This is a genomic window from Lentimicrobium saccharophilum, assembly GCF_001192835.1.
Taxonomy (GTDB): Bacteria; Bacteroidota; Bacteroidia; order Bacteroidales; family Lentimicrobiaceae; genus Lentimicrobium; species Lentimicrobium saccharophilum.
The window spans coordinates 603,759-626,892 of the sequence record NZ_DF968183.1 but is presented as its reverse complement, the minus strand read 5'-3'; the positions used below and the strand labels follow the sequence as shown (position 1 = coordinate 626,892).

18 protein-coding genes are annotated in these 23,134 nt (G+C 47.8%); 6 read left to right on the top strand and 12 right to left on the bottom strand.

What is annotated here, in order from left to right; translation table 11 throughout:
- Nucleotides 1-212 precede the first annotated feature (212 nt).
- The 10 genes from TBC1_RS14525 to TBC1_RS14475 form a co-directional block, all read right to left on the bottom strand.
- Nucleotides 213-521 carry a cupin domain-containing protein gene (locus TBC1_RS14525; RefSeq protein WP_062044496.1) on the bottom strand — a complete coding sequence of 103 codons (309 nt, stop codon included), beginning with the start codon at nt 519-521 and terminating at the stop codon, nt 213-215.
- Complete coding sequence (locus TBC1_RS14520; RefSeq protein ID WP_062044493.1) at nt 478-2,058, bottom strand: PepSY-associated TM helix domain-containing protein; 1,581 nt, start codon at nt 2,056-2,058, stop codon at nt 478-480. The genes TBC1_RS14525 and TBC1_RS14520 overlap by 44 nt, the downstream gene beginning before the upstream one ends.
- Before the next feature lie 132 nt (nt 2,059-2,190).
- Entirely contained in the window at nt 2,191-2,520 is a 330-nt protein-coding gene (locus tag TBC1_RS14515) for a cupin domain-containing protein (RefSeq protein WP_062044489.1), read from the bottom strand.
- A 9-nt stretch (nt 2,521-2,529) separates the two neighbouring features.
- Nucleotides 2,530-3,054 (bottom strand): DUF1858 domain-containing protein, encoded by a 525-nt coding sequence (locus TBC1_RS14510; protein ID WP_062044486.1) that lies wholly within the window; start codon nt 3,052-3,054, stop codon nt 2,530-2,532.
- A gap of 11 nt (nt 3,055-3,065) precedes the next feature.
- Nucleotides 3,066-4,295, bottom strand: a complete 1,230-nt coding sequence (locus TBC1_RS14505; protein WP_062044484.1) for a DUF438 domain-containing protein — start codon at nt 4,293-4,295, stop codon at nt 3,066-3,068.
- 92 nt (nt 4,296-4,387) lie between these two features.
- The gene (gene hcp / locus TBC1_RS14500) at nt 4,388-6,034 is read right to left on the bottom strand and encodes a hydroxylamine reductase (protein WP_172668935.1); all 1,647 of its coding nucleotides are present in this window, start codon (nt 6,032-6,034) and stop codon (nt 4,388-4,390) included.
- Between the two features lie 85 nt (nt 6,035-6,119).
- Entirely contained in the window at nt 6,120-7,415 is a 1,296-nt protein-coding gene (locus tag TBC1_RS14495) for an alginate export family protein (RefSeq protein WP_172668913.1), read from the bottom strand.
- Nucleotides 7,416-7,450: 35 nt separating this feature from the next.
- On the bottom strand, nt 7,451-8,407 hold the full coding sequence (locus TBC1_RS14490) for an ATP-binding protein (RefSeq protein ID WP_062044475.1): 957 nt from the start codon (nt 8,405-8,407) through the stop codon (nt 7,451-7,453).
- A 16-nt stretch (nt 8,408-8,423) separates the two neighbouring features.
- A complete protein-coding gene (locus TBC1_RS14485) occupies nt 8,424-8,822 on the bottom strand; it encodes an RrF2 family transcriptional regulator (RefSeq protein ID WP_062044473.1) in 399 nt (132 codons plus the stop codon).
- Nucleotides 8,823-9,208: 386 nt separating this feature from the next.
- Complete coding sequence (locus tag TBC1_RS14475; protein WP_062044465.1) at nt 9,209-9,613, bottom strand: RrF2 family transcriptional regulator; 405 nt, start codon at nt 9,611-9,613, stop codon at nt 9,209-9,211.
- 1,614 nt (nt 9,614-11,227) lie between these two features.
- On the opposite strand from TBC1_RS14475, the gene typA reads away from it, so the two are divergent.
- Together typA and TBC1_RS14455 are read left to right on the top strand one after the other, a co-directional pair.
- On the top strand, nt 11,228-13,030 hold the full coding sequence (gene typA, locus TBC1_RS14460) for a translational GTPase TypA (protein WP_062044455.1): 1,803 nt from the start codon (nt 11,228-11,230) through the stop codon (nt 13,028-13,030).
- 125 nt (nt 13,031-13,155) lie between these two features.
- Entirely contained in the window at nt 13,156-13,758 is a 603-nt protein-coding gene (locus tag TBC1_RS14455) for an LEA type 2 family protein (protein ID WP_062044451.1), read from the top strand.
- A 76-nt stretch (nt 13,759-13,834) separates the two neighbouring features.
- Here the strand turns inward: TBC1_RS14455 and TBC1_RS14450 are convergent, their stop codons facing one another.
- Both TBC1_RS14450 and TBC1_RS14445 read right to left on the bottom strand, forming a co-directional pair.
- Nucleotides 13,835-15,940, bottom strand: a complete 2,106-nt coding sequence (locus tag TBC1_RS14450; protein ID WP_062044448.1) for a T9SS type A sorting domain-containing protein — start codon at nt 15,938-15,940, stop codon at nt 13,835-13,837.
- A gap of 295 nt (nt 15,941-16,235) precedes the next feature.
- Nucleotides 16,236-16,694, bottom strand: a complete 459-nt coding sequence (locus tag TBC1_RS14445) for a hypothetical protein (protein ID WP_062044445.1) — start codon at nt 16,692-16,694, stop codon at nt 16,236-16,238.
- Between the two features lie 280 nt (nt 16,695-16,974).
- On the opposite strand from TBC1_RS14445, the gene TBC1_RS14440 reads away from it, so the two are divergent.
- The 4 genes from TBC1_RS14440 (at nt 16,975) to folD (ending at nt 22,766) form a co-directional block, all read left to right on the top strand.
- Nucleotides 16,975-18,795 carry a TrkH family potassium uptake protein gene (locus TBC1_RS14440; RefSeq protein ID WP_201781696.1) on the top strand — a complete coding sequence of 607 codons (1,821 nt, stop codon included), beginning with the start codon at nt 16,975-16,977 and terminating at the stop codon, nt 18,793-18,795.
- Between the two features lie 62 nt (nt 18,796-18,857).
- Nucleotides 18,858-19,547, top strand: coding sequence for a potassium channel family protein (locus TBC1_RS14435; RefSeq protein WP_062044442.1), 690 nt, complete (start codon nt 18,858-18,860; stop codon nt 19,545-19,547).
- A gap of 961 nt (nt 19,548-20,508) precedes the next feature.
- The gene (ffh, locus tag TBC1_RS14425; protein ID WP_062044436.1) at nt 20,509-21,861 is read left to right on the top strand and encodes a signal recognition particle protein; all 1,353 of its coding nucleotides are present in this window, start codon (nt 20,509-20,511) and stop codon (nt 21,859-21,861) included.
- A gap of 26 nt (nt 21,862-21,887) precedes the next feature.
- The gene (folD, locus tag TBC1_RS14420; RefSeq protein WP_062044433.1) at nt 21,888-22,766 is read left to right on the top strand and encodes a bifunctional methylenetetrahydrofolate dehydrogenase/methenyltetrahydrofolate cyclohydrolase FolD; all 879 of its coding nucleotides are present in this window, start codon (nt 21,888-21,890) and stop codon (nt 22,764-22,766) included.
- Nucleotides 22,767-23,134 lie beyond the last annotated feature (368 nt).

Here is a 23,134-nt window from a genome sequence, read left to right as displayed (position 1 = left end):
TGGGATTCCTTAAGGGCAGGGCTCTTACGCAGAAATTCACCAGACATTCGCCTTATGCCTGAAAGTCATATCACTGCATAGTAAAACCAGCCTCGCCCGGGAAGATTAATATCCCAAAGTTAGATAAAAACGGAATATGCTTTTGGTGCAGGATGTATTTTCGGTCCCACTGAGGTGATTAACCGGAAAATTTCAGCTAATTGCAGTTAATGTTATTGCTGCAGCTTGATCACCATGACCTTGAAATCGGAAACCGAGATATTGTCAAACCCCCTGTTGGTACCTCCTTCAACGAAGATGCACTGGTCCTTCTGAACGAGTGCCCTTTCATCATCGGTTTCAATCATGGATTTCCCTTCCAGAACAAAAAAGAAAACATCGTTGGGATTGATGTGTTTCGCGATCTGCTGGCCGGGTTTCAGGGTAAGGTGGACAATTTCGACGCATGACGCGCGGGCTATGATATGACCGTCCAGATCATAAGGGACTTTGGGGGCCTGGTGCAGCTTTGTGATTTTCATGGTTTTGTCCTTCCTGAATTTTCTTATTTGATTTTTTCCTTTTGATTTTCAGCCAGATCCATACGCCTGTGATCAGGATCAGCAGTGTGGTAAGACCCATCAGCGGGACGTACAGGATATAAAAATCACCTAAAATTACGGAGAAAATTCTTCCCGTATGTACTTCCAGGGCCAGATTCCACAATGAAACAGGCAATTTTGCGATGAATCCCGGCATTTCCGGTTTTTTGATGTCTTTTACCAGCGGGATCCATCCTGCATTGTAATCAAGCATGGCAACCGGTCTGCCTGCCTGATTGATTACTCCGGCCACGGCTACCGAGCCAAAGGGATTTCCTCTTCCTGAAGATACGGCAGGCAATCCTGTAATATAATTCAATACAAGGTCACGGTGCGGAAACCACTGATAAATCCCGCTGAAGGAACCCACGATAAAGCTGCTGTCATACAGGGCCTGAAATGCCGTGGTACCCATCACGCTGACTTCAGGCTGAACGCCATAAGGATGGGCAATCGTATCTTTGCCCGGCACAAAGCGGTAAAATCCCTCGCTGGTTGACAGGATCAATTCTCCTGAAGCCGGGTCTGAGACCATATCCCTGAACTTATCATGCCAGCGGTTGGAGTGGTCAAGCACAGATCCCGGGATGGGGTTTACCCTGGCATATGCAACCGGGATCAGCAGGGGAGGGCGCAGAAACATACCGGTAATGGAGGTAATCGTCAGAAACAGGATACCATAAATCCCCAGGTTGTTGTGCCAGTTTATAGAAAAACGGTTGATTTTTCTGAGCTTTTTCCTGAGTCTTTCTCCGGAGCGGCGTGCCAGGGATGGCAGAAAAGTATAGTAATACCCGCTGAGTACGATAAATATCAGCGAAAGCCCCACGAGATCAACCAGGATTTTTCCCGGCAATCCCATCAGCTCTCCGCTGTGGATAATCCAGAGGGTGCGGAAAAGCCCGGCTTTCCCGTCGTCATCGCCGGCGCGCGGAACAGGTATTTCCGTTGCAACTTCGGATTGGCTTCCACGGTCAGGTAAACTGTACAAATGCGAGCGGGTCAGGATCAGGAGTTCCTCTCCGTTCTTTACAATCTTTACCACCCGTGGCGATTTTTCGGGCAGCGCTATCTGCTCCCAGCGTTTACTGCTTTCATTACAGGTATAAAGACCGAAAAGCGTTCCGGCATAGAGGTTTCCGGCTTTAGAATGCAGTAGGGTAAATACTTTCCGCTGATCCATGCCACCGCCGAACCCCGCGTTAAAGTCGCTGAAACTACTGAATGACTTATCGGTTTTCCAGATGCCGATGTTTCCGTAAATCAGCTGATTGTTGTCATCCAACGACACATTGCCTTTTACAGCCGCAAGGTTCCAATTCCGATAGCTGTATTCCGGCGGCATGAGCTTACGGGGAAAATTCGCCCCCGAAAACCAGTTGCGGTGATTCATTACGATGCCGGAAGCGGCGAAAAGGATCAGAAAAAAGCCAATGATAAGGGAGGGCCATTTGTGATATTTCCGGATGCGCTTCATTTTCCGAAGTTTAGTGTGGTGTGGCGGTGGCAGATGTTGCAGAACTGAACCAATGCAACTGCCGGGTTTCCGCAAGTCAGATTCAGATACCTTGCTGGAGACAGCTGCAATGGCTGGTGGTAAGCTGTCTGGTTATGCTTTGATCATGGTGAGCACCATTTTGAATCGGGAAGTTGCATTTACGGCATGCGGCACATTTGCCGGCATGATGATGGTTTGTCCGGCTGTCAGCTGGTTGATGATTCCGCCGATAACAATTTCGGCTTCCCCTTCGGTTACCTGTATCATGGCGTCAAAGGGCGCTGTGTGTTCGCTCAGCTTCTGGCCTTTGTCGAAAGCAAAAAGACTTACATTCCCCGCACTCTTCTCAAGCACGCGCATACTCACGATTCCGCCGTCGGAATAGGTTATCGATTCATTGAAACTGAACGCCCTGGCGTTGTTGAATTTATTATTTTCCATGATCTGATTTTAGTTTTGTGTTGCAATGAAATAAATGATGTAGCTGCCGTCGTCCTCATTTTTCATCCAGTGCGCATAATTCATGCTGCTGGCTTTGTCGATGAGGGGGGCCGGCAAAAACGGAGCGGTCAGTTTGTAGATTTTTCCGTTTTCAAGTACTTTCAGGTCTTCCATTACCTGGTTTACCGGGTGTTCTCCGGCTGCAAGCATGGGCCTGGCGTCCAATTCAGCCGCAATCAGCGATTCGCTATACCAGGCAGGTGTTTCGGTTACATACATGTGGTTGTCATTTTGCGTAAAAAGGTCCTGGCCGACTTCAGCCCGTAAGCGGTTGATCAGGTCTTCGACCTTAACATTGCCGATTGTGGCAGCCTGCTGAAGGGTGGCAATTTTTGCAACGGTACGCCGCAAAACGGGATTCTTCAGTTTTTCAAAAGCCGGGACATAACTGATCAGAATTTCTTCGAGCTGCGGGTAGGCTTCGATGGCCTGCAGTACTCTGGTTTTGGGAGTTATAACGAGTTGGTCGTTCATTGCATTGATCGTTAGTTATATGAAAGAATTCTCTGCTCGCCCTGTAGTTCACGGTAACGGGTGACATCATGCGATACTTCAAGTACACCCAGGTATTCACCCTGTTCGCCGCGGAGTGCAAAATATTCAATATGAACCATTTTGCCTCCCATGTTGATCCAGAACGGGGCACGGCTCTGCCGGCCCGATTTGAAATCGTCGATGATTTTATCAACGATGTGCGCGCTTGCGGGCGGGTGACAGAGCCTTACATCGCGGTTCAGGATGGCGCGGTTGCGCTGAAATACGCGTTCGGCACCCTGGGTAAAGTATTTAACCTTATCGTCTTTATCCACAAAGGTCATGTCAACGGGAATGGTATTCAGGATGGCCAGCAATTCGGCAGCGCTGAAACTCCCGGAAGGTAACTGAATGTGGCTTCCCGATTTCTGGGCTTCATTTACGTCTGTTTCGGCGGCCCAGGCCGGTTTCCAGTTTACTTTCGGGTCGTAAAGGCAGAATCCGACTTCAATGGACTGCTTGCTGATTTCGTACCACTCGGTGTCGGTGAGTTTATCCATGGCCATGGGCAAGAGGATCTGCTCTTCTTTCACCGTCATATCGTCGATTCCGGAAAGAGCCTGTTCAAGAACGATTTCTGCCGAAGCAAGCAGCTCTTCGCGGGTAATGTCTTTCTGTTGCAAAATTTCAATGCTACCCCTGATAAGTTCCCTGATCTCGTCCTGCTTGCCCCACATCACCTTAGGAGGCCCGGTAATCCCTTTGTTTTCCAGATAAGGAAACAACAGGTATTCCTTGCGCTGGTAATGCTTGTCGGCATCATACAGGTTGTTGAACAATCCCCTGAGTTTCAGCACGGAAGCCGCGGAGAATTCTGCGCTGCCATCCTTTAATTCCTTAAGTATGGCTCTGGCTGCTGCAGTGGTCTTGAGCAGTTCTTCATTTTCTTTTTTGAATACATCCACCGGATGACCTTCGGGGATTTCCTTGGATCCGCTCAGGTCGATGTTGCCCTGTAAAACGGCAGAGTGAGCGTCGCACAAGCGAAGTACTTCCTCTTCAGGCAGTCCTTCGGCGATCAGTTCCTGTTCCACTTCCACCACTTCCCCGTAAGGGATCTGGCTGAGGGTTTCCATCAGCTCGCGGCGAACCTCTTCCTGATGGCCGCCTTTATGCAGTTTGAGGATAATTTCCTTGAGTTGTGATTTCCGTTGTTCCGAGTTGTTGATCAATTCGCTCATGGTTGCAGGTTTTTCAGTTTGTGATTGGTTGCTCCCGGATGCGCCTGCCGGCTTTTATCAGGCCGGCAGGCATCACGGGATTCTGGTATTGATTAATTCAGGAAAAGCTTCATGTCTTCGTCCACGGTTCCTATCCCTGCGATTCCGAAGGTCTCAACCAGCACTTTTGCCACGTTGGGCGAGAGGAATCCCGGAAGGGTGGGGCCGAGGTGAATGTTCCTGACGCCCAGGTAAAGCAGCGCCAGCAGTACGATCACGGCTTTCTGCTCATACCATGCTATGTTGTAGGCAATCGGAAGCTCGTTGATGTCGTTGAGCTCAAATACTTCCTTCAGCTTCATGGCAATCACGGCCAGCGAATAGGAGTCGTTGCACTGTCCTGCATCCAGAACGCGGGGAATTCCTCCGATATCGCCCAAAGGCAGTTTATTGTAGCGGTACTTGGCGCAACCGGCGGTAAGGATAACGGTATCTTTTGGCAGGGCTTCTGCAAATTCGGTGTAGTAATTGCGGTCCTTCATGCGCCCGTCGCATCCGGCCATCACAAAGAACTTGCGGATGGCGCCTGATTTTACGGCATCTACCACCTTGTCGGCAAGGGCAAATACCTGTGCATGGGCAAATCCTCCGATAATCTCGCCTTTTTCAATTTCCACAGGCGGGGCACATTTCTTTGCATGCGCGATGATCTCGCTGAAATCCTTCATCCTGCCGTTTTCGCGGTTGGCGATGTGTTTGAAACCTGAGAAACCGGCAGCTCCGGTGGTATAGACTTTATCCCTGTATTTTGCATTTACGGGAGGAGGTACGATACAGTTGGTGGTGAAGAGGATGGGCCCGTTGAAGGTTTCGAAATCTTCTTTCTGTTTCCACCATGAGCTTCCGTAGTTGCCCACGAAGTGACTGTATTTCTTGAAAGCAGGGTAGTAGTTGGCCGGCAGCATTTCGCTGTGGGTGTATACGTCCACACCGGTGCCTTCGGTCTGTTTCAGCAACTCTTCCATGTCCTTCAGGTCGTGGCCGCTGATCAGGATTCCGGGTTTTGTGCCTACACCGATGTTGACCTTGGTAATTTCAGGATTGCCGTAGCTGCTGGTGTTGGCTTTGTCGAGCAAAGCCATGGCGGTTACACCGTATTTTCCGCATTCCATCACCAGGCCTACCAATTCGTCGGCTGAAAGATTGTCGTTGAGGGTGGCTAACAGGGCGCGTTGCATAAAGGCATAAAGCGCGGGGTCTTCGAAGCCCAGATTATAGGCGTGTTCTGTGTAGGCTGCCATCCCTTTGAGCCCGTAGGTCAGCAGTTCGCGCAGTGAACGGACATCTTCATTTTCAGTGGTGAGTACCCCTACCAGCGGCGCTTTGGCGTCAAATTCAGCTTCGGTGGATGCAAACCAGGTTGCGCACTCGGGCAGCGTTCCGCTTAATGAAATACCGGCTTTTTCGCAGACTTCCTTAACGGCGGCACGGATTTTCAAACCTTCGTTGATGCGTTTGATGAAAACCGCGCGGTCGAAGTTGGCATTGGTAATGGTGGTGAACAGGCTGTCGGTGATAAACTTGTTTACTTCAGCATTTTCAATTCCTTTTTCCCGGGCCTTCGCGCTGTAAACAGAGATTCCCTTGAGAACAAACATCAGCAGATCCTGAAGATTGGCAACATCATCGGTCTTTCCGCAGACACCCTTGATGGTACAGCCCGTCCCTTTGGCTGTTTCCTGGCATTGATAGCAAAACATGCTCATGATTTAATTTTTTTTGTGTGTTAATATTGGATTGATTAAGGTTTTTACTTTGAAAATTTTTATGAAATCCGGCCTTAATTTATTTTGCCGTGTTCAGAAATTGTGGTTTGAAAGTGAGGGATGCCCAGATCCAGTTGCTGGTTTCATCCTTGCTGCCGCCTTTGAGCGCAATGGTTGATTCAGTCGCAAAGTATTGTGAATAACCGGCATTCAGCATCACATTATCAGCCAGCTTATATCCCATGTAGATGTCAAGCTCCTGGCCAAGGTTTTTATTCAATGTCTCGGCGGGGTTTTCCGGATCGATAATATCGGCTGCTGCGCTGAATAAATGCACATCAGCACCTAGGCTGAGGCGGTTTTTAACGTAATTTATTTTAACGAAAATATTTTGCAGTCCGACACTGTTGATGTGGTTTCCCACATAATAGTAGTCCATGTTGCCGTTGAATTTGTGGTTGGTGCCGTAAAACGGGTTAAAGCTGTTGTTTTCGTTGAAATCAGGATCTGCCGCATCTTTCTGGCTGGTGCCAGAGAGGCGTTCAAGTCCTGGGGTAATGCTCAGTGTTTTGGTGACTGACCACTTCAGACTCAGGGCGTACATCAGGGCATCGATTTCGACTTCAGGCACGTCCTTGCCGGTTTGCTTATAGATAGATCCACTGAGGGTAAGAGGCTTCAGTTCCCAGCTGCCGGTTCCGCCGAAAGTCTGGCTGAAACGGGTGTTGTAACTTACAATCTCGCCATTTTCCTCGGTGTTTTGTTTGCCGTTGTTCAGAAACAGGAAACTCAGGCCGAGGTTATCCCATTTCCGGTTGATCCAGAGTAACTGCAGGGATTTGTAGTTACCGGCGACGGTGTATATTCTGTTTTGCAATTGCTCTTTGTCCTGATTGAATGCAAACCCGGCATGTATTTTCCAGGAAGCAGGCTCCCATTTGAGCAGGCCGATGTCGTGGCTGCGTCCCTGTTGCGCCCAGTCTACATTCCCAAGCATGCGGGCGTCGTCATAGACCAGTTCCATGCGTCCGGCCTTAAGCGACAGGGTGGGGGTAATAAAATACTCTCCCCAGGCTTCATGTACCGAAAAGCTGTTGTCAGAAAGGTTCAATTGCGGAACATCTCCCCATACCCTTACATCCTGAAAACTAAAGCCAATCTTCATTTTTTCATTTTTGTAAGCCAGGTTAAGCCGGCTGCGCTGTGAGATAAATGCGGCAGCAGTCATGTCTTCTTCTGCAGGTGATTTGAATCCATGCCTGTATTCAACGCGCGGACGGAGTTCGCCGCTCAGTACAAACTGTGCGTTGCTGATTTCCGGAAGCGCCACTGACAGGGCCAAAAGAATTAAAGTTTTACCAATAGTTCGTTTCATATTTTGTGGTTTTGGTGTTTCCGCATTGATGACTGTTAAACCCATTCTTCCGACAGCACATTGCCCTGCACGCCAATGAGGCTCTTTTTTACAGGGATATTTTTTCCCGCTTTTTGCCTTGCCATTTGCGCTATCTGAAGCAATCCGCCGCAGCAGGGTACTTCCATCATTACCACGTTCAGTGTGTTGATATTGCTTTCTCTGATCATTGTCGTAAGCTTCTCCACGTAAGATTCCTTGTTTGAGTCGAGTTTCGGACATGCTATGGCAAGCGTTTTTCCCCTGAGGTATTTGTTGTGGAAATTTCCCATCGAGAAGGCCACGCAATCGGCGGCCAATACCACATCGGCATTTTTAAAGTATCCCGCCTGCGGATTCAGAAGATGCAACTGAACGGGCCACTGCCGGAGTTCCGAAGGCGCATCACCGCCTGAAACAACTGTTGTGTCGGCTTTTGCCTCTGCTACAGCATCCTGAACCTTTTTCAGGTCAATATTGAAGTCTATGGGTTTTGATCCGGGGCAACCTCCTCCGCATCCCGATGCTGCCGGAGCTACTGCCGCCCTGGCCTCGCTCAGGTTTCCGAATGCCTGAGGACGGGAATGATGGTGGGTGTGATTGTGTAAGGTTTCGCCATTTTTCGGACTCATATCAATATTGTTTTCCTTGATGTAATTGATGGCCTGTTTGAGCAGTTCGGTTTCGTTGTGATCGCGCAGATGCTCCAGATGAGCCAGAATTGTGTTGCGGCCTTTGGGAACCATCAGCTCCATTACCTTGATTTCATCATAGGGTTCTGCCTCACGCTCTTCCATGGCAATGGCTCCCTCGGGGCAGTGTCCGATGCAGGCGCCCAGTCCGTCGCAGAACAGGTCGCTGATCAGCCTGGCTTTTCCGTCGATAATCTGCAGTGCGCCTTCATGGCAATTCGGTACACAATTGCCGCATCCGTTGCACAAATCTTCATCAATTTTAATAATGGTCCTTTTCATCGTAAAAATATAGTGATTATATTAATTGTGACAAAGTAGTATTCCTCAGGTAGTTGGTGAATTCTCTGGAGAATCTGTCGGCCAGCCCCCCGAATACGCAGGTTCTGAACGGACATTTCTGGTCACCGATTCCACAATATTTGTGTTCAAGCGTTCCTTCAATCAGCTCGTAAATCTCCAGCAAGGTGATGCCTGCTGCATCGCCTTTGAGGGTGAAGCCGCCTTTGGGGCCCCTGACCGATTCAAGGTAATTGTTCTTAACCAGGGTTTGCATAACCTTGGCCAGGTGATTTCGTGAGGCATGGGTCAGGTCAGCAATCTGGTTAACGTTCAGCATTTCCTTACTGCCTGCAATAAGGGCCATACTGTGCACCGCAAGTGAAGCTGCCTCGGAGATATGAACCACTTTTACCATCTTGAATGTTGTTTGTGTAATTCGGTATTTGAATACGCAAATATACAATTAATTTTAGCGCCGCAAACTTTTTCCAAAAAAAAATTGGAAAATTTTTTAAAGCGTTGGTATGCAATGATATAATTGCTGAAATAATTGATCAGGGCTATGACAAATAGCGGTCAGGGTTGGATAATCAAGCTAAAAATTGCCTGTTTTGTAATTGTGTGGTGTAAAAACTGTCTGCAAACCATTATCTTTTTTCAGGTTGACATCACCGTAAAATCTACCCTTAGTCATAGATTAGTTACTGATCAGCTGTCAGCCTGCTGGTATGTAAACTTTCTGAAACGGTTTAATGATTGTGTGCGGTCTTTCAACAGGCGTGAAGGAGCCGGAGAAAACAACTAATGTTTGATATAATCAGAGAGTTTTTGTTCCTCCATATACTTTCTGAACTCACGGGTCATCTTTGTAACAATGTTGCCCATCAGGCATTTGTCGAAAGGGCACACCGGGTGGTCGAGGGGGCAGGATGTTTCGCTGAGTTTTCCTTCTATGGTTTCGAATATTTCCATGAGGCTGACATCGCTGGCGGGTTTCTTAAGGGTAAAGCCGCCGGCGGGGCCCCGGTTGCTGCTCAGGTAACCTTCCTTTACCAGCCGTTGCAGGATTTTGGCTACATGATGCCGCGAAGAACCCATCCTTTCAGCGATTTGCGTTACGTTAAGATGATCTTTTGCACCGGCAATCAATACCATGCTGTGGATGGCGATTGATGCAGCTTCGGAAATAGTTATGATTTTGGACATTCCGGTAATCAGATATTTGAATGCACAAATTTCGTAAATCTATTTCATTTTTAGTATGTAAAAAATGTATTTCATTGCTTTTTGCGGTTTTTGGGGCTTTTTATTAATTGATGTGCCTGAGGGTATTCAGAATTATTAATCTACCAAAGACCAGAATGTCTCAGCCCTCTTTGCCTGACTGCTTCGGTAAAGCACAAAATTCATCCAGGTCCGAATGATCCTACTGTATCATTCAAAAAGGGGCCTTGCCAACGCGGGGGTTTTAGCCCAAAATACGGCAAAAGTTTATAGGCAGCCCGGCATCAGTTAATACCGGCAAGCCCGGAACTTCCCCAGTTCAGGCTTCTCCCGGCTTTACGGCTAAAGCCGTTTGGTCCGGGGATCTGCATTTTCCCCGGGCTGAAGCCCGGAGTAAAGCATGCAGAGTTATCTTACTTTTTATCAGAATTCTGATGTTTGAATCCGTTTATCCCTAAGCTCAATTTCCTTTATATCCCGTAGTTTCTGAAGATTCTCAATTCCGGTTTATTACCCCCGGCTTGAGCCAGGGGTAATAGGGAGCTGGTAAACGCGGGGGCTTCAGCCCAAAATACGGCAAAAGTTTATAGGCAGCCCGGCATCAGTTAATCCCGGCAAGCCCGGAATTTCCCCAGTTCAGGCTTCTCCCGGCTTTACGGCTAAAGCCGTTTGGTCCGGGGATCTGCATTTTCCCCGGGCTGAAGCCCGGAGTAAAGCATGCAGAGTTATCTTACTTTTTATCAGAATTCTGATGTTTGAATCTGTTTAGCCTTAGACTCAATTTCCATTATGTCCCGTAGTTTCTGAAGATTTTCAATTCCGGTTTATTACCCCCGGCTTGAGCCGGGGGTATTAGGGAGCTGGTAAACGTGGGGGCTTTAGCCCAAAATGCGGCAAAAGTTTATAGGCAATCCTGCAATAGTAAAAACCGGCAAGCCCGGAACTTTCCCTGTTCAGGCTTTGCCCGGCTTTTCGGCTAAAGCCGTTTGGTCCGGGGATCTGCGTTTTCCCCGGGCTAAAGCCCGGAGTAAAGCATGCAGAGTTATCTTACTTTTTATCAGAATTCTGATGTTTGAATCCGTTTATCCCTAAGCTCAATTTCCTTTATATCCCGTAGTTTCTGAAGATTCTCAATTCCGGTTTATTACCCCCGGCTTGAGCCAGGGGTAATAGGGAGCTGGTAAACGCGGGGGCTTTAGCCCAAAATGCGGCAAAAGTTTATAGGCAACCCTGCAATAGTAAAAACCGGCAAGCCCGGAACTTTCCCTGTTCAGGCTTCTCCCGGATTTACGGCTAAAGCCGTAAAGCCGGGGATCTGCATTTTCCCCGGGCTGAAGCCCGGAGTAAAGCACGCAGAGTTATGTTGCAATTCTTTAAAATCTGAGCTCTGAATCAGAAATTAAAGTCAGCCCACGCTAGCATATGGAGATTGAATTTATCACCAACGGGACTTTGATTTTTTTTTCAAGCACATCAAATAACGAATTACCCCCTTTTGAAAAATGATTTCAGAAACTTTAAAACCATTATAAATCAGGTATTAATATTATAAGTACTTTTGCACTTCCAAAAAATTTTTACTCTAAAAATGCCAGCATGCAGAATATCAGGAATATAGCCATCATTGCACACGTCGATCACGGAAAGACCACCCTCGTTGACCGGATCCTGCACCAGGTGAAACTCTTCAGGGAAAACCAGGATATGGGGGAGCTGATCCTCGACAGCAATGACCTGGAAAGGGAAAGGGGAATTACCATTTTGTCGAAAAATGTGTCGGTAAGGTATAAGGGATTTAAAATCAATATTATAGACACACCCGGACACAGTGATTTCGGCGGTGAGGTAGAGCGTGTGCTCAATATGGCCGACGGGGTGTTGCTGCTGGTGGACGCTTTTGAAGGGCCGATGCCTCAGACGCGGTTTGTGCTCCAGAAAGCGCTGGCCCTGAACCTGAAACCCATTGTGGTAATTAACAAGGTGGATAAGCCCAACTGCGATCCGGAAGGGGTGCAGGAATCCGTTTTCGACCTGATGTTCAACCTTGATGCCACCGAAGACCAGCTTAATTTTCCGACTGTTTTTGGTTCATCCAAGGAAGGGTGGATGTCGGGAGACTGGCGGCAGCCTGCCGACGACATCAGTTATCTGCTGGATACCATTATTGAATATATTCCTGCGCCGGTCTTCGAAGAAGGATCTACCCAGATGCAGATCACTTCTCTGGATTATTCGTCCTACGTCGGCCGGATTGCCGTGGGTCGCCTGTCGCGCGGAGTGCTGCGCTGGGGACAGAATGTTTCGCTGATCAAGCAGGACGGCCGGGTATTCAAGTCGAAAATAAAAGAATTGTACGTGTTTGAAGGGCTGGGCAAGGAGAAGATGAAGACTGACGTGCTGCCGGGTGAAATCTGCGCGGTACTTGGCATCGACGATTTTGAAATCGGGGATACTATCGCCGATTTTGAAGTGCCGGAAGCCCTGAAACCATTGCAGATTGACGAGCCTACGATGAGCATGCTGTTTACCATCAACAACTCACCGTTTTACGGCCGTGAAGGGAAGTTTGTAACATCGCGCCACCTGCGCGAACGCCTGTTTAAGGAAATTGAGAAGAACCTGGCCATGCGGCTGGTGGAGACCGACTCACCCGAGTCGCTGATGGTTTACGGGCGCGGTATCCTGCATCTTTCCATTCTGGTTGAAACCATGCGGCGCGAAGGATATGAACTGCAGCTGGGTCAGCCCCAGGTAATCATCAAAAAAATTGACGGCGTTGACAATGAGCCGGTCGAAATGCTTACCGTGCATGTGCCGGAGGCATTTTCGGGCAAAGTGATCGAACTGGTGACCCAACGCAGGGGGGAGATTGTAACCATTGAAACCAAAGGCGACCGCATTCACCTTGAATTTAAAATTCCCTCGCGCGGCATCATCGGCTTGCGCAACAATGTTCTTACAGCCACCGAAGGCGAAGCCATTATGGCCCACCGTTTTCTGGCTTATGAGCCCTGGAAGGGCGAAATTCAGGGAAGACGCAACGGATCGCTGATCGCCATGGAAACCGGTCAGGCCATTGCCTACTCCATCGATAAACTTCAGGACCGTGGCGCTTTCTTTGTGCATCCCAATGAAGATATTTATGCCGGTCAGGTAATTGGTGAACATATCCGTCCCGATGATCTGATGGTAAATGTGACCAAAACCAAGAAGCTGACCAATGTGCGCGCATCCGGATCGGATGAGAAGATTTTCATCATCCCTGCCATTAAATTTTCTCTCGAAGAGGCCATGGAGTATATCGGTAAAGATGAGTACCTCGAAGTAACGCCCAGGTCACTGCGGCTGCGCAAGATTATCCTTGACGAACACGAACGCAAACGCGCTTCTAAGGTGTGAGGACATTTGGCCGGTGCTGATTTTTTCCCTGCCGCACGCTGCTTTCAGATTCATTCATCCGTTTCAGGCCTGATATTTGTTTAACTTATCGGTTTAAACTTATTTTTGCCTCTAAATTTTCACTTATGAAAAAGTTCCGCTTTCCTGTGGCCGTGATGCTGACGTTGCTCCTGGTTTCTGCCTGTGATGTTTTGAATCAGGTTCAGCAGATGGCCAATCTGACGAAATGTGAATTCCGTTTGAAAACTGTGGATCAGCTCCGGTTGGCCGGGGTTAACATTCAGCAGATCAGGCAGCTTTCTGACCTGAGTTTGATGGATGCTGCAAAGATAACCACCGCAGCAATGTCGGGGGGCAGCCTCCCGCTGAACTTCACCCTGAATGTGGAGGCAAAAAATCCCAATCCGGCGGTTGCCGGGTTGAACCGCCTCGACTGGACCCTGCTGATTGACGATATAGAAATGGTCAGCGGCGTGAATGAAAACCGGGTGCAGATTCCAGCCAATGGAGGTACTTCCATTCTTCCGCTCACCATAAGCATCGACCTGAAACAGGCGTTAAAAGGCAAAAGCGGCGATGCCATCGCCAATTTCGGCCTGAACCTGGCGGGTGCGGGCAATCAGCCAACACGCATCACTTTGAAAGCAAGGCCTTATATTTCGGTGGGATCGCAGACCATCGCTTATCCCGGTTATCTGACCATCCGGAACGAGTTTACTTCGAATTAAACGGGTCGTGCCCTCTCATGGAAGACCTGACAAGCCGGAAGAAAACTTGACAGGTCAGCGTGGTAATCCCGCAACTTTATCTCACCACTAATTTCGCAGTCCTGACACCGTTTTCGTGGATCAGGGTCAGCAGGTAGATTCCGGATCCGAGGCCGGATGCGGACATGGTGACAAGCTGTTTTCCCTGGCCCGTGTCAGGCAGCTGCTTTTCCATCAACAGCCTGCCGGCCGGATCAGTAAGGATGATACGGGCGTTTGTCGCCGGTGATTCCAACTCAATGGTAAAGGTTTCAGTAGCCGGGTTGGGGAAAATCTTCAGCGAATTCCTGGTGTCAGCAACCGTGATATACGTATTCGGGACCGGGAGTTTTTCGCTGGTACACAGCAGTGCCCCTTCATTTCCACCGATAAAGCCCAGCGTTTGGTCGTAAAATGAAACAACGTTCAGGTCGTACATGGCATCGTTATCGTAAACAGACCAGGCGCCTCCGGTGCATTCGAGCATGGTGCCGTTGCGGCCCACCGCCCAGCCGTTCATGTTTTCATCCAGGTGCACCGAAAGCAACTCTTCGCTGGTAAGCGGCTGGATTTCAGACCAGTTACTGCCGTCGAAAACCGCAATCAAACCATTGGTACCCACCGCGACTACCTGATTGTAGCCGAAAATGCACAGATCGTTGAAACTTCCGCTGCTGGTTTCGTATACCTCCTGCCAGATGTTGTCAACAAAGTATTTGTAAAAAATTACACCACTGTCTGCATCGTTGTGGCGTTTCACGCTCATCCATGCAGCTTCCCATTCATCATTCCTGTTGCTTGAATTGACGGGTACAGGCATCATAAACTTTAAATCCGAGATACTGTCCGGATATGCTATTGTTTCAGTCGTTATCAGGCCATTTGAATAAGTACAAATTGCATCGGTGTGTGTAAACACCAGGTCTTCACCGATAATGTTTAAAGAAGTAATAAATGAACCTGCATAAGGATCCGGAATTTGAGTAATTACACCGCTGTTATATACAAAGAGTTTTGTTTCAGGCCAGAAAGGAAAGATTTCAGTGTGCTCATATGCGCCAAAATAACCCAAATCTTCACTTTGAAAATCAATAACATGAATGGTGTGATCAGGAAGATTGAAGATGTTTTCCCACTCACCGGCATTATACTTCCAAAGCCCGCTGTTGTGTGCTGCCAGAAATCCGGCGTTTGGTTTTACAAATTGCAGATCAAGTATGCTGTCGTACATAAATCCATTGGCAATGGAATGGCTGCCATCTTCTATCTTATGGATATATCCCAGATTGTCGGAGGCCATACATGCGGTATTGCTTAAGGCTTCAACAGCAGTGAACAACTGATACTGCTTTTCGTGAACAAAAACTTCCTGCCATTCCCCTTCATTATATTGATGCACGGTAGGGTAGAGGTCATAAGGCATAACGCCTGCATGCTGCAGGCCGAAGCCATGCTGCCTGTCGGTAAATGAAATTCCGCTGTTACAGCTTCCTGCCGGAACCTGTACCCATCCATTGCCATTGTTTTCAAACAGCAAACCTTCCTGAGGAATGGTTTGCCCGTTCATCAGCATAACATCACCGGCTTTTTCGAGTGTATTGAATATATAGTAATTACCGGAACTAAAGCTATTGTCGGCCGACCAAACTCCATTTTCATACTTATATAAGACGTTGCTGTTCCCACCGGCCCAACCCAGGCTCTCATTAAGGAAGCCTATGGTTTCGATGCCACTCAGGTTGGCATCAATCAGCCATTCGCTGCCGTTATATCTTATTATGGCATCGCCTGCTGCCTGGCAGTGGTTTTCGTTTATGCAGCAAATGTCTCTCAGCACACCGGTTATAGGCGATGTAACCTGTGTCCATGAGCCATTCTGATATCGCAAAATGGTACCATTGGCGCCAATTGCCCATCCCATATCAGGGTTGACAAAAGAAATGCCAAACAAATCGGTATTTACCGGGCTGTCCATCAACGACCACTCCCCGTTTGCGTAATGCAGCAATCTGCCCTGATTGCCCACCGCAAAGCCTTCATTGACTGATACAAAATGTATATCGTTGATCTGATTTATCCCGGTGGTTGGGTTGATCCAGTGCCAGGACTGGGCTGATAAAGCCCCGGATAAAAGGATGAAAAATGCAATAAACCTGTTTCTCATAAAATCCTTGATTTGTAATTTTTATTAATCAGATTGAATAATGTAAACTATGCAATTTATCGTAATTTCAAAGGTATAAAATATTTGCCAGGAATAACCCTGAAATATAAGGATAATTAATTATTCCGGAAGGGGCTTGATCGGTTTTATCAATTAATTTCTGTCCGATATATGCTTTTTATCCTGGCAGTTGGGCTGAGCTCCGCTGCCTTCCTTAATTCAGGAAGATTCGATTTTGTTTTTATGAATGTTTGGTATTCAGGGAGATACTTGAAAATGCGCGGGAATTCGGATATTACCTCTCTTCATCCGGAATCTCCAGATCGTTGCTGATGCGTGTTGGGGAAGGGTAGAGGGTTACAAAATAAAAGAGGATCATGCCGGTAAAGCCCAGAAACAGCCTTTCACCGGTTAGCAGGAAAGCGATGATGGACATCAGCGAAGGGCCTTCGAGTAGCGCGTAACGCATCAGCATGGAGGAACGGTAATTGTTAAGTTTTTCCTCAGGGGCTTCCGCTTCCTGCGCCTTAAGCAGTAATCGCCTGCCCAGGTAGTTGCCTGCAATAAATCCGCCGAATACAAATAACGGCACGATCATCAGAAAAGGGTTACGCAGCGCTGGGGTTGCTTCAAAGGCCCCGCTGCTGACCAGCCAGAGCGAAACAAGCGCAAAGAAAACCTGACCGGCAAGCATGGCAAAAAAGAGGATAGCCATCGTTTTCTGAAAGTCCTTGAAATAATGAGTGTTGTGCATGTGCGGATGTTTTCGGTGATGGATGCAAAGATAGAACGTTGAGTTGGTATTTCCTTTACAACTGGAATGATTTAGATGATTGTCAAATAATATATTGTTTTTCACCACCCAAGCACGAAAACTCCGGATTCCACAAAATATTTTAAATCAATAATAATCTGGTTAATAAGATGACAAAATAGCCTGTTTAAATGGCTCGCGGATGTTTTTGCTGCGACCAGACATTTGCGGAGCCTGTTTTGGGCTTATCTTTGTGCCTTATCTACTTGTTCTATCTGTAATGTCGCTAAGGTTAAAGTTATTTCAGCTAATCAATGCGGTCAACCGCTGGCGCCGGCGTTTGCTGCGATGGCTCGATGGGTTGGGGATTGTTGCCGCTGTTACCGGGTTTCTGCTGCTGCTTTACCATATCGGTTTTGATCACAAAAGCGCACAGCTTCTGCTGATTCAGAAAGGATATAACATTGTTCTTGGCATTATCCTGGTCAGCAACCTGGCAGGGCTTACCCTGAGCACCTGGAGGGTCAAGGTATGGAAACTCCGCCTGGCCGAGCTGATCATGATTCCGCTTGTATTTCTGCTGCTAGACCTGCGTGTAAATTTTACTGGAATTGATTGGTCTATTGGGGCAGCAGGATTATTTCTGTTGCGTGACATCGCGGTGCAGCTGATAATAGTGTTCGTATTGTTTGTTGAGATATCCACCAGCTCATTGAGGCTCAGCAACCGGAATTCAAACCCGGCCCGGCTTTTTATCGGGAGTTTTCTGTTTCTTATCATTTTCGGCGCCGGTTTGCTTATGCTTCCAAACGCCACCTATTCAGGAATAGCATTTACTGATGCATTTTTTACCGCTACAAGCGCTGTTTGTGTTACAGGATTGATTGTTGTAGATACTGCAACATACTTTACACCGCTCGGACAGGGATTTATTCTGATACTGATACAACTGGGCGGCCTCGGTATCATGACATTTACCAGTTTTTTCGGTTATTTCTTCAAAGGCGGCTCATCGTTCGGGAATGAATTCCTGCTGAAAGAACTACTGAATGAGGATAAGCTCGGGGAGATTTTCAGGACACTGGGCAAAATCATCCTGATCACCTTTTCCATTGAAGCCATCGGCGCTGTGCTGATCTATCAGAGCCTGGATCAGTTTCAGGCCGGTAATCAGGTGGGGCAGATTGCATTTTCAGTATTTCATTCAATATCAGCATTTTGTAATGCCGGCTTTTCATTGCTGAGTAATAATCTGTCTCAGGAGGGATACCGTTTCAATTACAGTCTGCAACTGGTAATTGCATTGCTGATTATTGCCGGAGGCCTGGGATTTCCCATCGTCTTTAATTACTACAGATTATTCCGTTATTATCTGGTGAACCGTTTCCGGCAACTTGTTTTTAGAAAACCTTATGAACACCTCCCCAGAATCATCAATGTCAACAGCCGTCTTGTGCTGTTAACTACATTACTCCTGCTGGCCGGCGGTTTTCTGTTGCTTTTCCTGTTGGAGTATAATTACAGTCTGAAAGGGCTTTCATTACAGGGGAAAATTACCGGAGCATTTTTCAGCTCCGTAACTGCACGCACTGCCGGTTTCAATACCACTGATCTGACCGCCATGGCGCCGGCTTCAGTCCTGATTGTGATTTTCCTTATGTGGGTGGGCGCTTCGCCCGCTTCGACAGGGGGAGGCATCAAAACCACTACATTTTCTGTAGCATTGCTTAATGTACTCAGCCTGGCACGCGGCAAGGACAGGATTGAACTGAAGGGCAGGGAAATATCAAATGCTTCGGTAAGGAGGGCTTCTGCCGTTATCTGGCTTTCACTTTTGGTGATCGGGCTGGCAGTGTTTTTGCTTCAGTTGACCGACGGGCATCTGGGCATGAAAAATCTGGTATTCGAGACTTTCTCGGCTTTCGGAACCGTTGGCCTTTCGCTGGGCATCACTTCTCAGTTATCCACATCAGGCAGGTGGATAATCATTGTAGTGATGTTCCTGGGTAGGGTAGGTACCCTTACGCTTATCATCGGATTCTTCCGCAAGGTGCGGAGCCTGCATTACCGCTATCCCGCTGAGAATATCATGATCAACTGAGAATAACCGGGATAGTTTTATTTTGTTGTGATCAGTATTTATAATTCTAAAATACCATAGCTATGAAATTTATCATTATTGGTTTGGGGAATTTCGGTTCTGTCCTGGCCATGCAACTTACCCGAATGGGACACGAAGTGATAGGTGTGGATGGCAGTGAGGTGAAGACAGAAACTTTCAAGGAAGTAATCACCCAGACCATCTGTTTGGATTGTGCCAATGAACTGGCCATGAAGACGTTGCCACTCAGGGAATGTGATTACGCCGTAGTCGCGATCGGTGAAGATTTCGGGGCTTCGGTAATGACCACCGCCTTGCTTAAAAAGGCGGGTGTCAAACGGATCGTAAGCCGGGCCATTGATGCATTGCACCAGACGGTGATCGAAACCATAGGGGTAGATCTGGTGATGCAGCCCGAAAAAGAATCAGCCGTACAACTCGCCAACCGGCTTGTTTTCAGCGGAATCAGAAATTCCTTTCCAGTGCCTTCAGGCTTCAGGATTGTGGAGTATCAGCTTCCGGGCAGGTTTACGGGGCTGAAGCTGAAAGAGGTGAATTTTATCAGGACGTATGGCCTTCAGCCGATCACCATTATCAGGAATAAAGAAGAAAAATCACTATTTGCAAAGCCAATGCAGGTTCCTGAAGCAACCGGATTGCTCAGCGGTGACGAGGTGTTGGTCGCCGGGGATATACTGCTGCTGTTCGGCAGCGATAAAGCCATTGCAGATCTGGCACGTAGTGATGAATAATCACGATTCTGCGAAACTATAAAGCCCGCAATTTCATATTGTGCGTTAATATTGCCTGTAGCCGGGGATATTTATTTATTTCCTTTAACCGGCCGGCAGCGCTTATCGGTTTTTTTTGATCAATTGAAATGCTAATTTCTTTTACCACCAAAGCACGAAAACTCCAAATTCCACCAAAATATTTTAAGTCATAGACAGTCCGGGTATTTCGTGAACCGGAATTTAATGAGCCCGATTTCACTGCTTCAACAGTTTCTTTCCGCATTTGAATCTCTGTGAAACAAAAAGTTACACAGAGCACACTGAGGCTTCACGGAGAAACACAGAGAAGAATACAATCCTCATTGAATCTCTGTGAAGCAATCAGATATGCAGAATACAATGAAGTTTCACGGAGCAACACAGAAAAGAATTTAAGCCCCTGTGACCCTCTGTGACTACTCTGTGAATCTCTGTGAAAAAAAAAGTTACACAGAGCACACCGAGGCATCACGGAGTAACACGGAGAAGTATCTTAACCTCTGTGACTACTCTGTGAATCTCTGTGAAACAAAAAAAAAGTTACACAGAGCACACCGAGGTTTCACAGAGCAACACTGAGAAGAATATTAAACGCTATGATCCTTTTAGTGAAAATCTTTCATAATTACCCTAAGGATTACAAAGTTCATCTTTATCACCGGTATATCAAATAACGAATTACCCAATTATACATTACTTTTGGCCACATTAAATAACAATACTCCGTTGAGAAATTTTAATGAATTGGCTTACAGCGGATTATGAAAACTTGCATAAAGATAACAAATCATTCATAATCAAGTCATTGCGTCTTTGCGCCCTTGCGCGATTCTTAAATTTAGCGGACCATTGAAATAACGAAGCAGCCAAAATTCCGGTTCAATCACCTATTTTGTTAATTTTGCACCGCTTAAAAAGTGTAATTTTTCGTTATTCCGATATGTTTGAAAATTTAAGTGAAAAGCTCGAACGGGCGTTCAAGACCCTGAAAGGCCAGGGGCATATTACCGAGATCAATGTTGCGGAAACCCTGAAGGATGTGCGCAAGGCCCTCCTTGATGCCGACGTCAGCTATAAGGTTGCCAAGTCGTTTACCGATACGGTAAAGGAAAAAGCCCTCGGGCAGCAGGTACTTACGGCGGTTTCGCCCGGACAGCTGATGGTGAAGATTGTTCATGACGAGCTCGCTGCGCTGATGGGTGCGGAGCAGGCTGAAATCAACCTGAAAGGCGCTCCCGCGGTTATCCTGATTGCCGGATTGCAGGGATCGGGTAAAACCACCTTCTCGGCAAAACTGGCCAACTACCTCAAAACCAAAAAGAACCGCAAGGTTTTACTGGTTGCCGGCGACGTTTACCGCCCTGCCGCCATTGAGCAGCTGAAAGTGCTTGGCGAACAGATCGGCGTGAAGGTATTCACCATTGACGAGGACAAAAATCCGGTTAATATCGCCCGAAAGGCCATCGCGCATGCCAAAGAATTTGACATCAATACAGTCATCATCGATACGGCCGGCCGCCTGGCCATCGATGAACAGATGATGAATGAAATAGCGGCCGTAAAGCAGGCCGTTAACCCTCACGAAACCCTGTTTGTGGTGGATTCCATGACGGGACAGGATGCCGTGAATACTGCAAAAGCCTTCAACGACCGGCTTGACTATGACGGGGTGGTACTTACCAAACTCGACGGCGATACCCGCGGGGGAGCGGCCCTTACCATACGTTCGGTGGTGGATAAGCCCGTGAAATTTGTCGGTCTGGGCGAGAAGATGGACGCCATTGATGTGTTCTATCCTTCGCGTATGGCCGACCGTATCCTGGGAATGGGCGATATCGTATCGCTGGTTGAACGCGCCCAGGAGCAGTTCGACGAGGTGGAAGCCCGCAAGCTGCAGCAGAAACTTGCGAAAGACCAGTTCAATTTCAACGATTTCGTTTCCCAGATCAAACAGATCAAGAAAATGGGCAACGTGAAAGACCTGCTCGGCATGATCCCGGGGATGGGAAAAGCCCTGAAGGATGTTGATATTGACGATGATGCGTTTAAAGGCATCGAAGCCATTATCGGGTCCATGACACCGTTTGAAAGGGAAAATCCATCGGTGTTAAACGGCAGCCGCCGCAAACGCATCGCCATGGGTTCCGGGGTTGAAATAGCCGAGGTGAACCGACTGATCAAACAGTTTGAAGATACCCGCAAAATGATGAAACTTGTTTCCGGCGGAGGGGGCAAAAATGCCCTGAATGCCATGCGGAATATGAAGAAGATGTCGTCAGGGAGGAAAAGATAAACACATAACCATCAAATTATCAGATTATGGAATTGATTGACGGTAAGAAGATCGCTGAAGAGATTAAGAGAGAGATCGCCCGCAAGGCGGCTGAAATTATTGATGCCGAGCAAACGCCCCCGCATCTGGCAGCCATACTGGTGGGGAATGATCCGGCAAGCGAAACCTACATTGCCAGTAAAGAAAAGGCCTGCCGCGCGGTCGGATTTACTTCAAGCGTTTACCGTTATCCTGCTGAAATCAGCGAGCAGCAGTTGCTCGAAGTGGTTGATTTCCTCAATACCGATGAGGAAGTTCACGGGTTTATCGTTCAGTTGCCGTTGCCCCGGCATATCGATGCCAATAAAGTGATTGAAAGGATCAATCCCGCCAAGGATGTGGACGGTTTCCATCCGGTGAATGTCGGCCGGCTGGCGCTGGGACTCCCTTCATATGTGCCAGCTACCCCCGCAGGTATTGTGTTGCTGCTCGAAAAGTACGGCATAGAGACCGAAGGGAAGCATTGCGTGGTCCTCGGCCGGAGCAATATCGTAGGTACCCCGGTCAGTCTGCTGATGTCGCGCAAGGCCGTTCCCGGGAATTGCACGGTTACGCTCTGCCACAGCAAAACCACAAACCTGGCTGAAATTACCCGTCAGGCCGATATTCTGATCGCTGCCATCGGACAGCCGGGCTTTGTTACCGGCGATATGGTGAAGGAAGGCGTGGTGGTGGTGGATGTGGGTATACACCGCATTGAGGATAACAGCGAAAAGGGCTATCATATCACCGGCGATGTTGATTTTAAGAGCGTAGCGCCGAAATCATCCTACATCACGCCTGTGCCCGGCGGTGTGGGACTGATGACCATTGTCAGCCTGCTGCTGAACACCCTGAAAGCCTATAACAGGGAGATTTATTCCTGAAAGGGAGAAAATTGAATTTCTGCTTTTATTTACCACGTTTTGTGCGCCCTGCTGCGTTACGGGGTATGCAGGAATGCTGGAATTTCGGATTGTTGATTTACCTTCGGTGAACTCCGCTTCGCTCTGGTTCGGATTTCAGCAATCAGCCAACAGCAAATACATTGTCTTACCTCTTACTTCTTACTTCATACTTCTTTTATCCGATCTCTGACTTCACTTCACCACCTTCGCGCTATTCATTGAAACCTCTCTCTCAAATTGTCAGACATGATTTACAGGATTTACAGGATCTGCTTTTTCCTGAAATCATTGAACCGAACGCAGTAAGCACAGCAAAGCTAATCTTTTTTGCCACGATCCCGATAGCG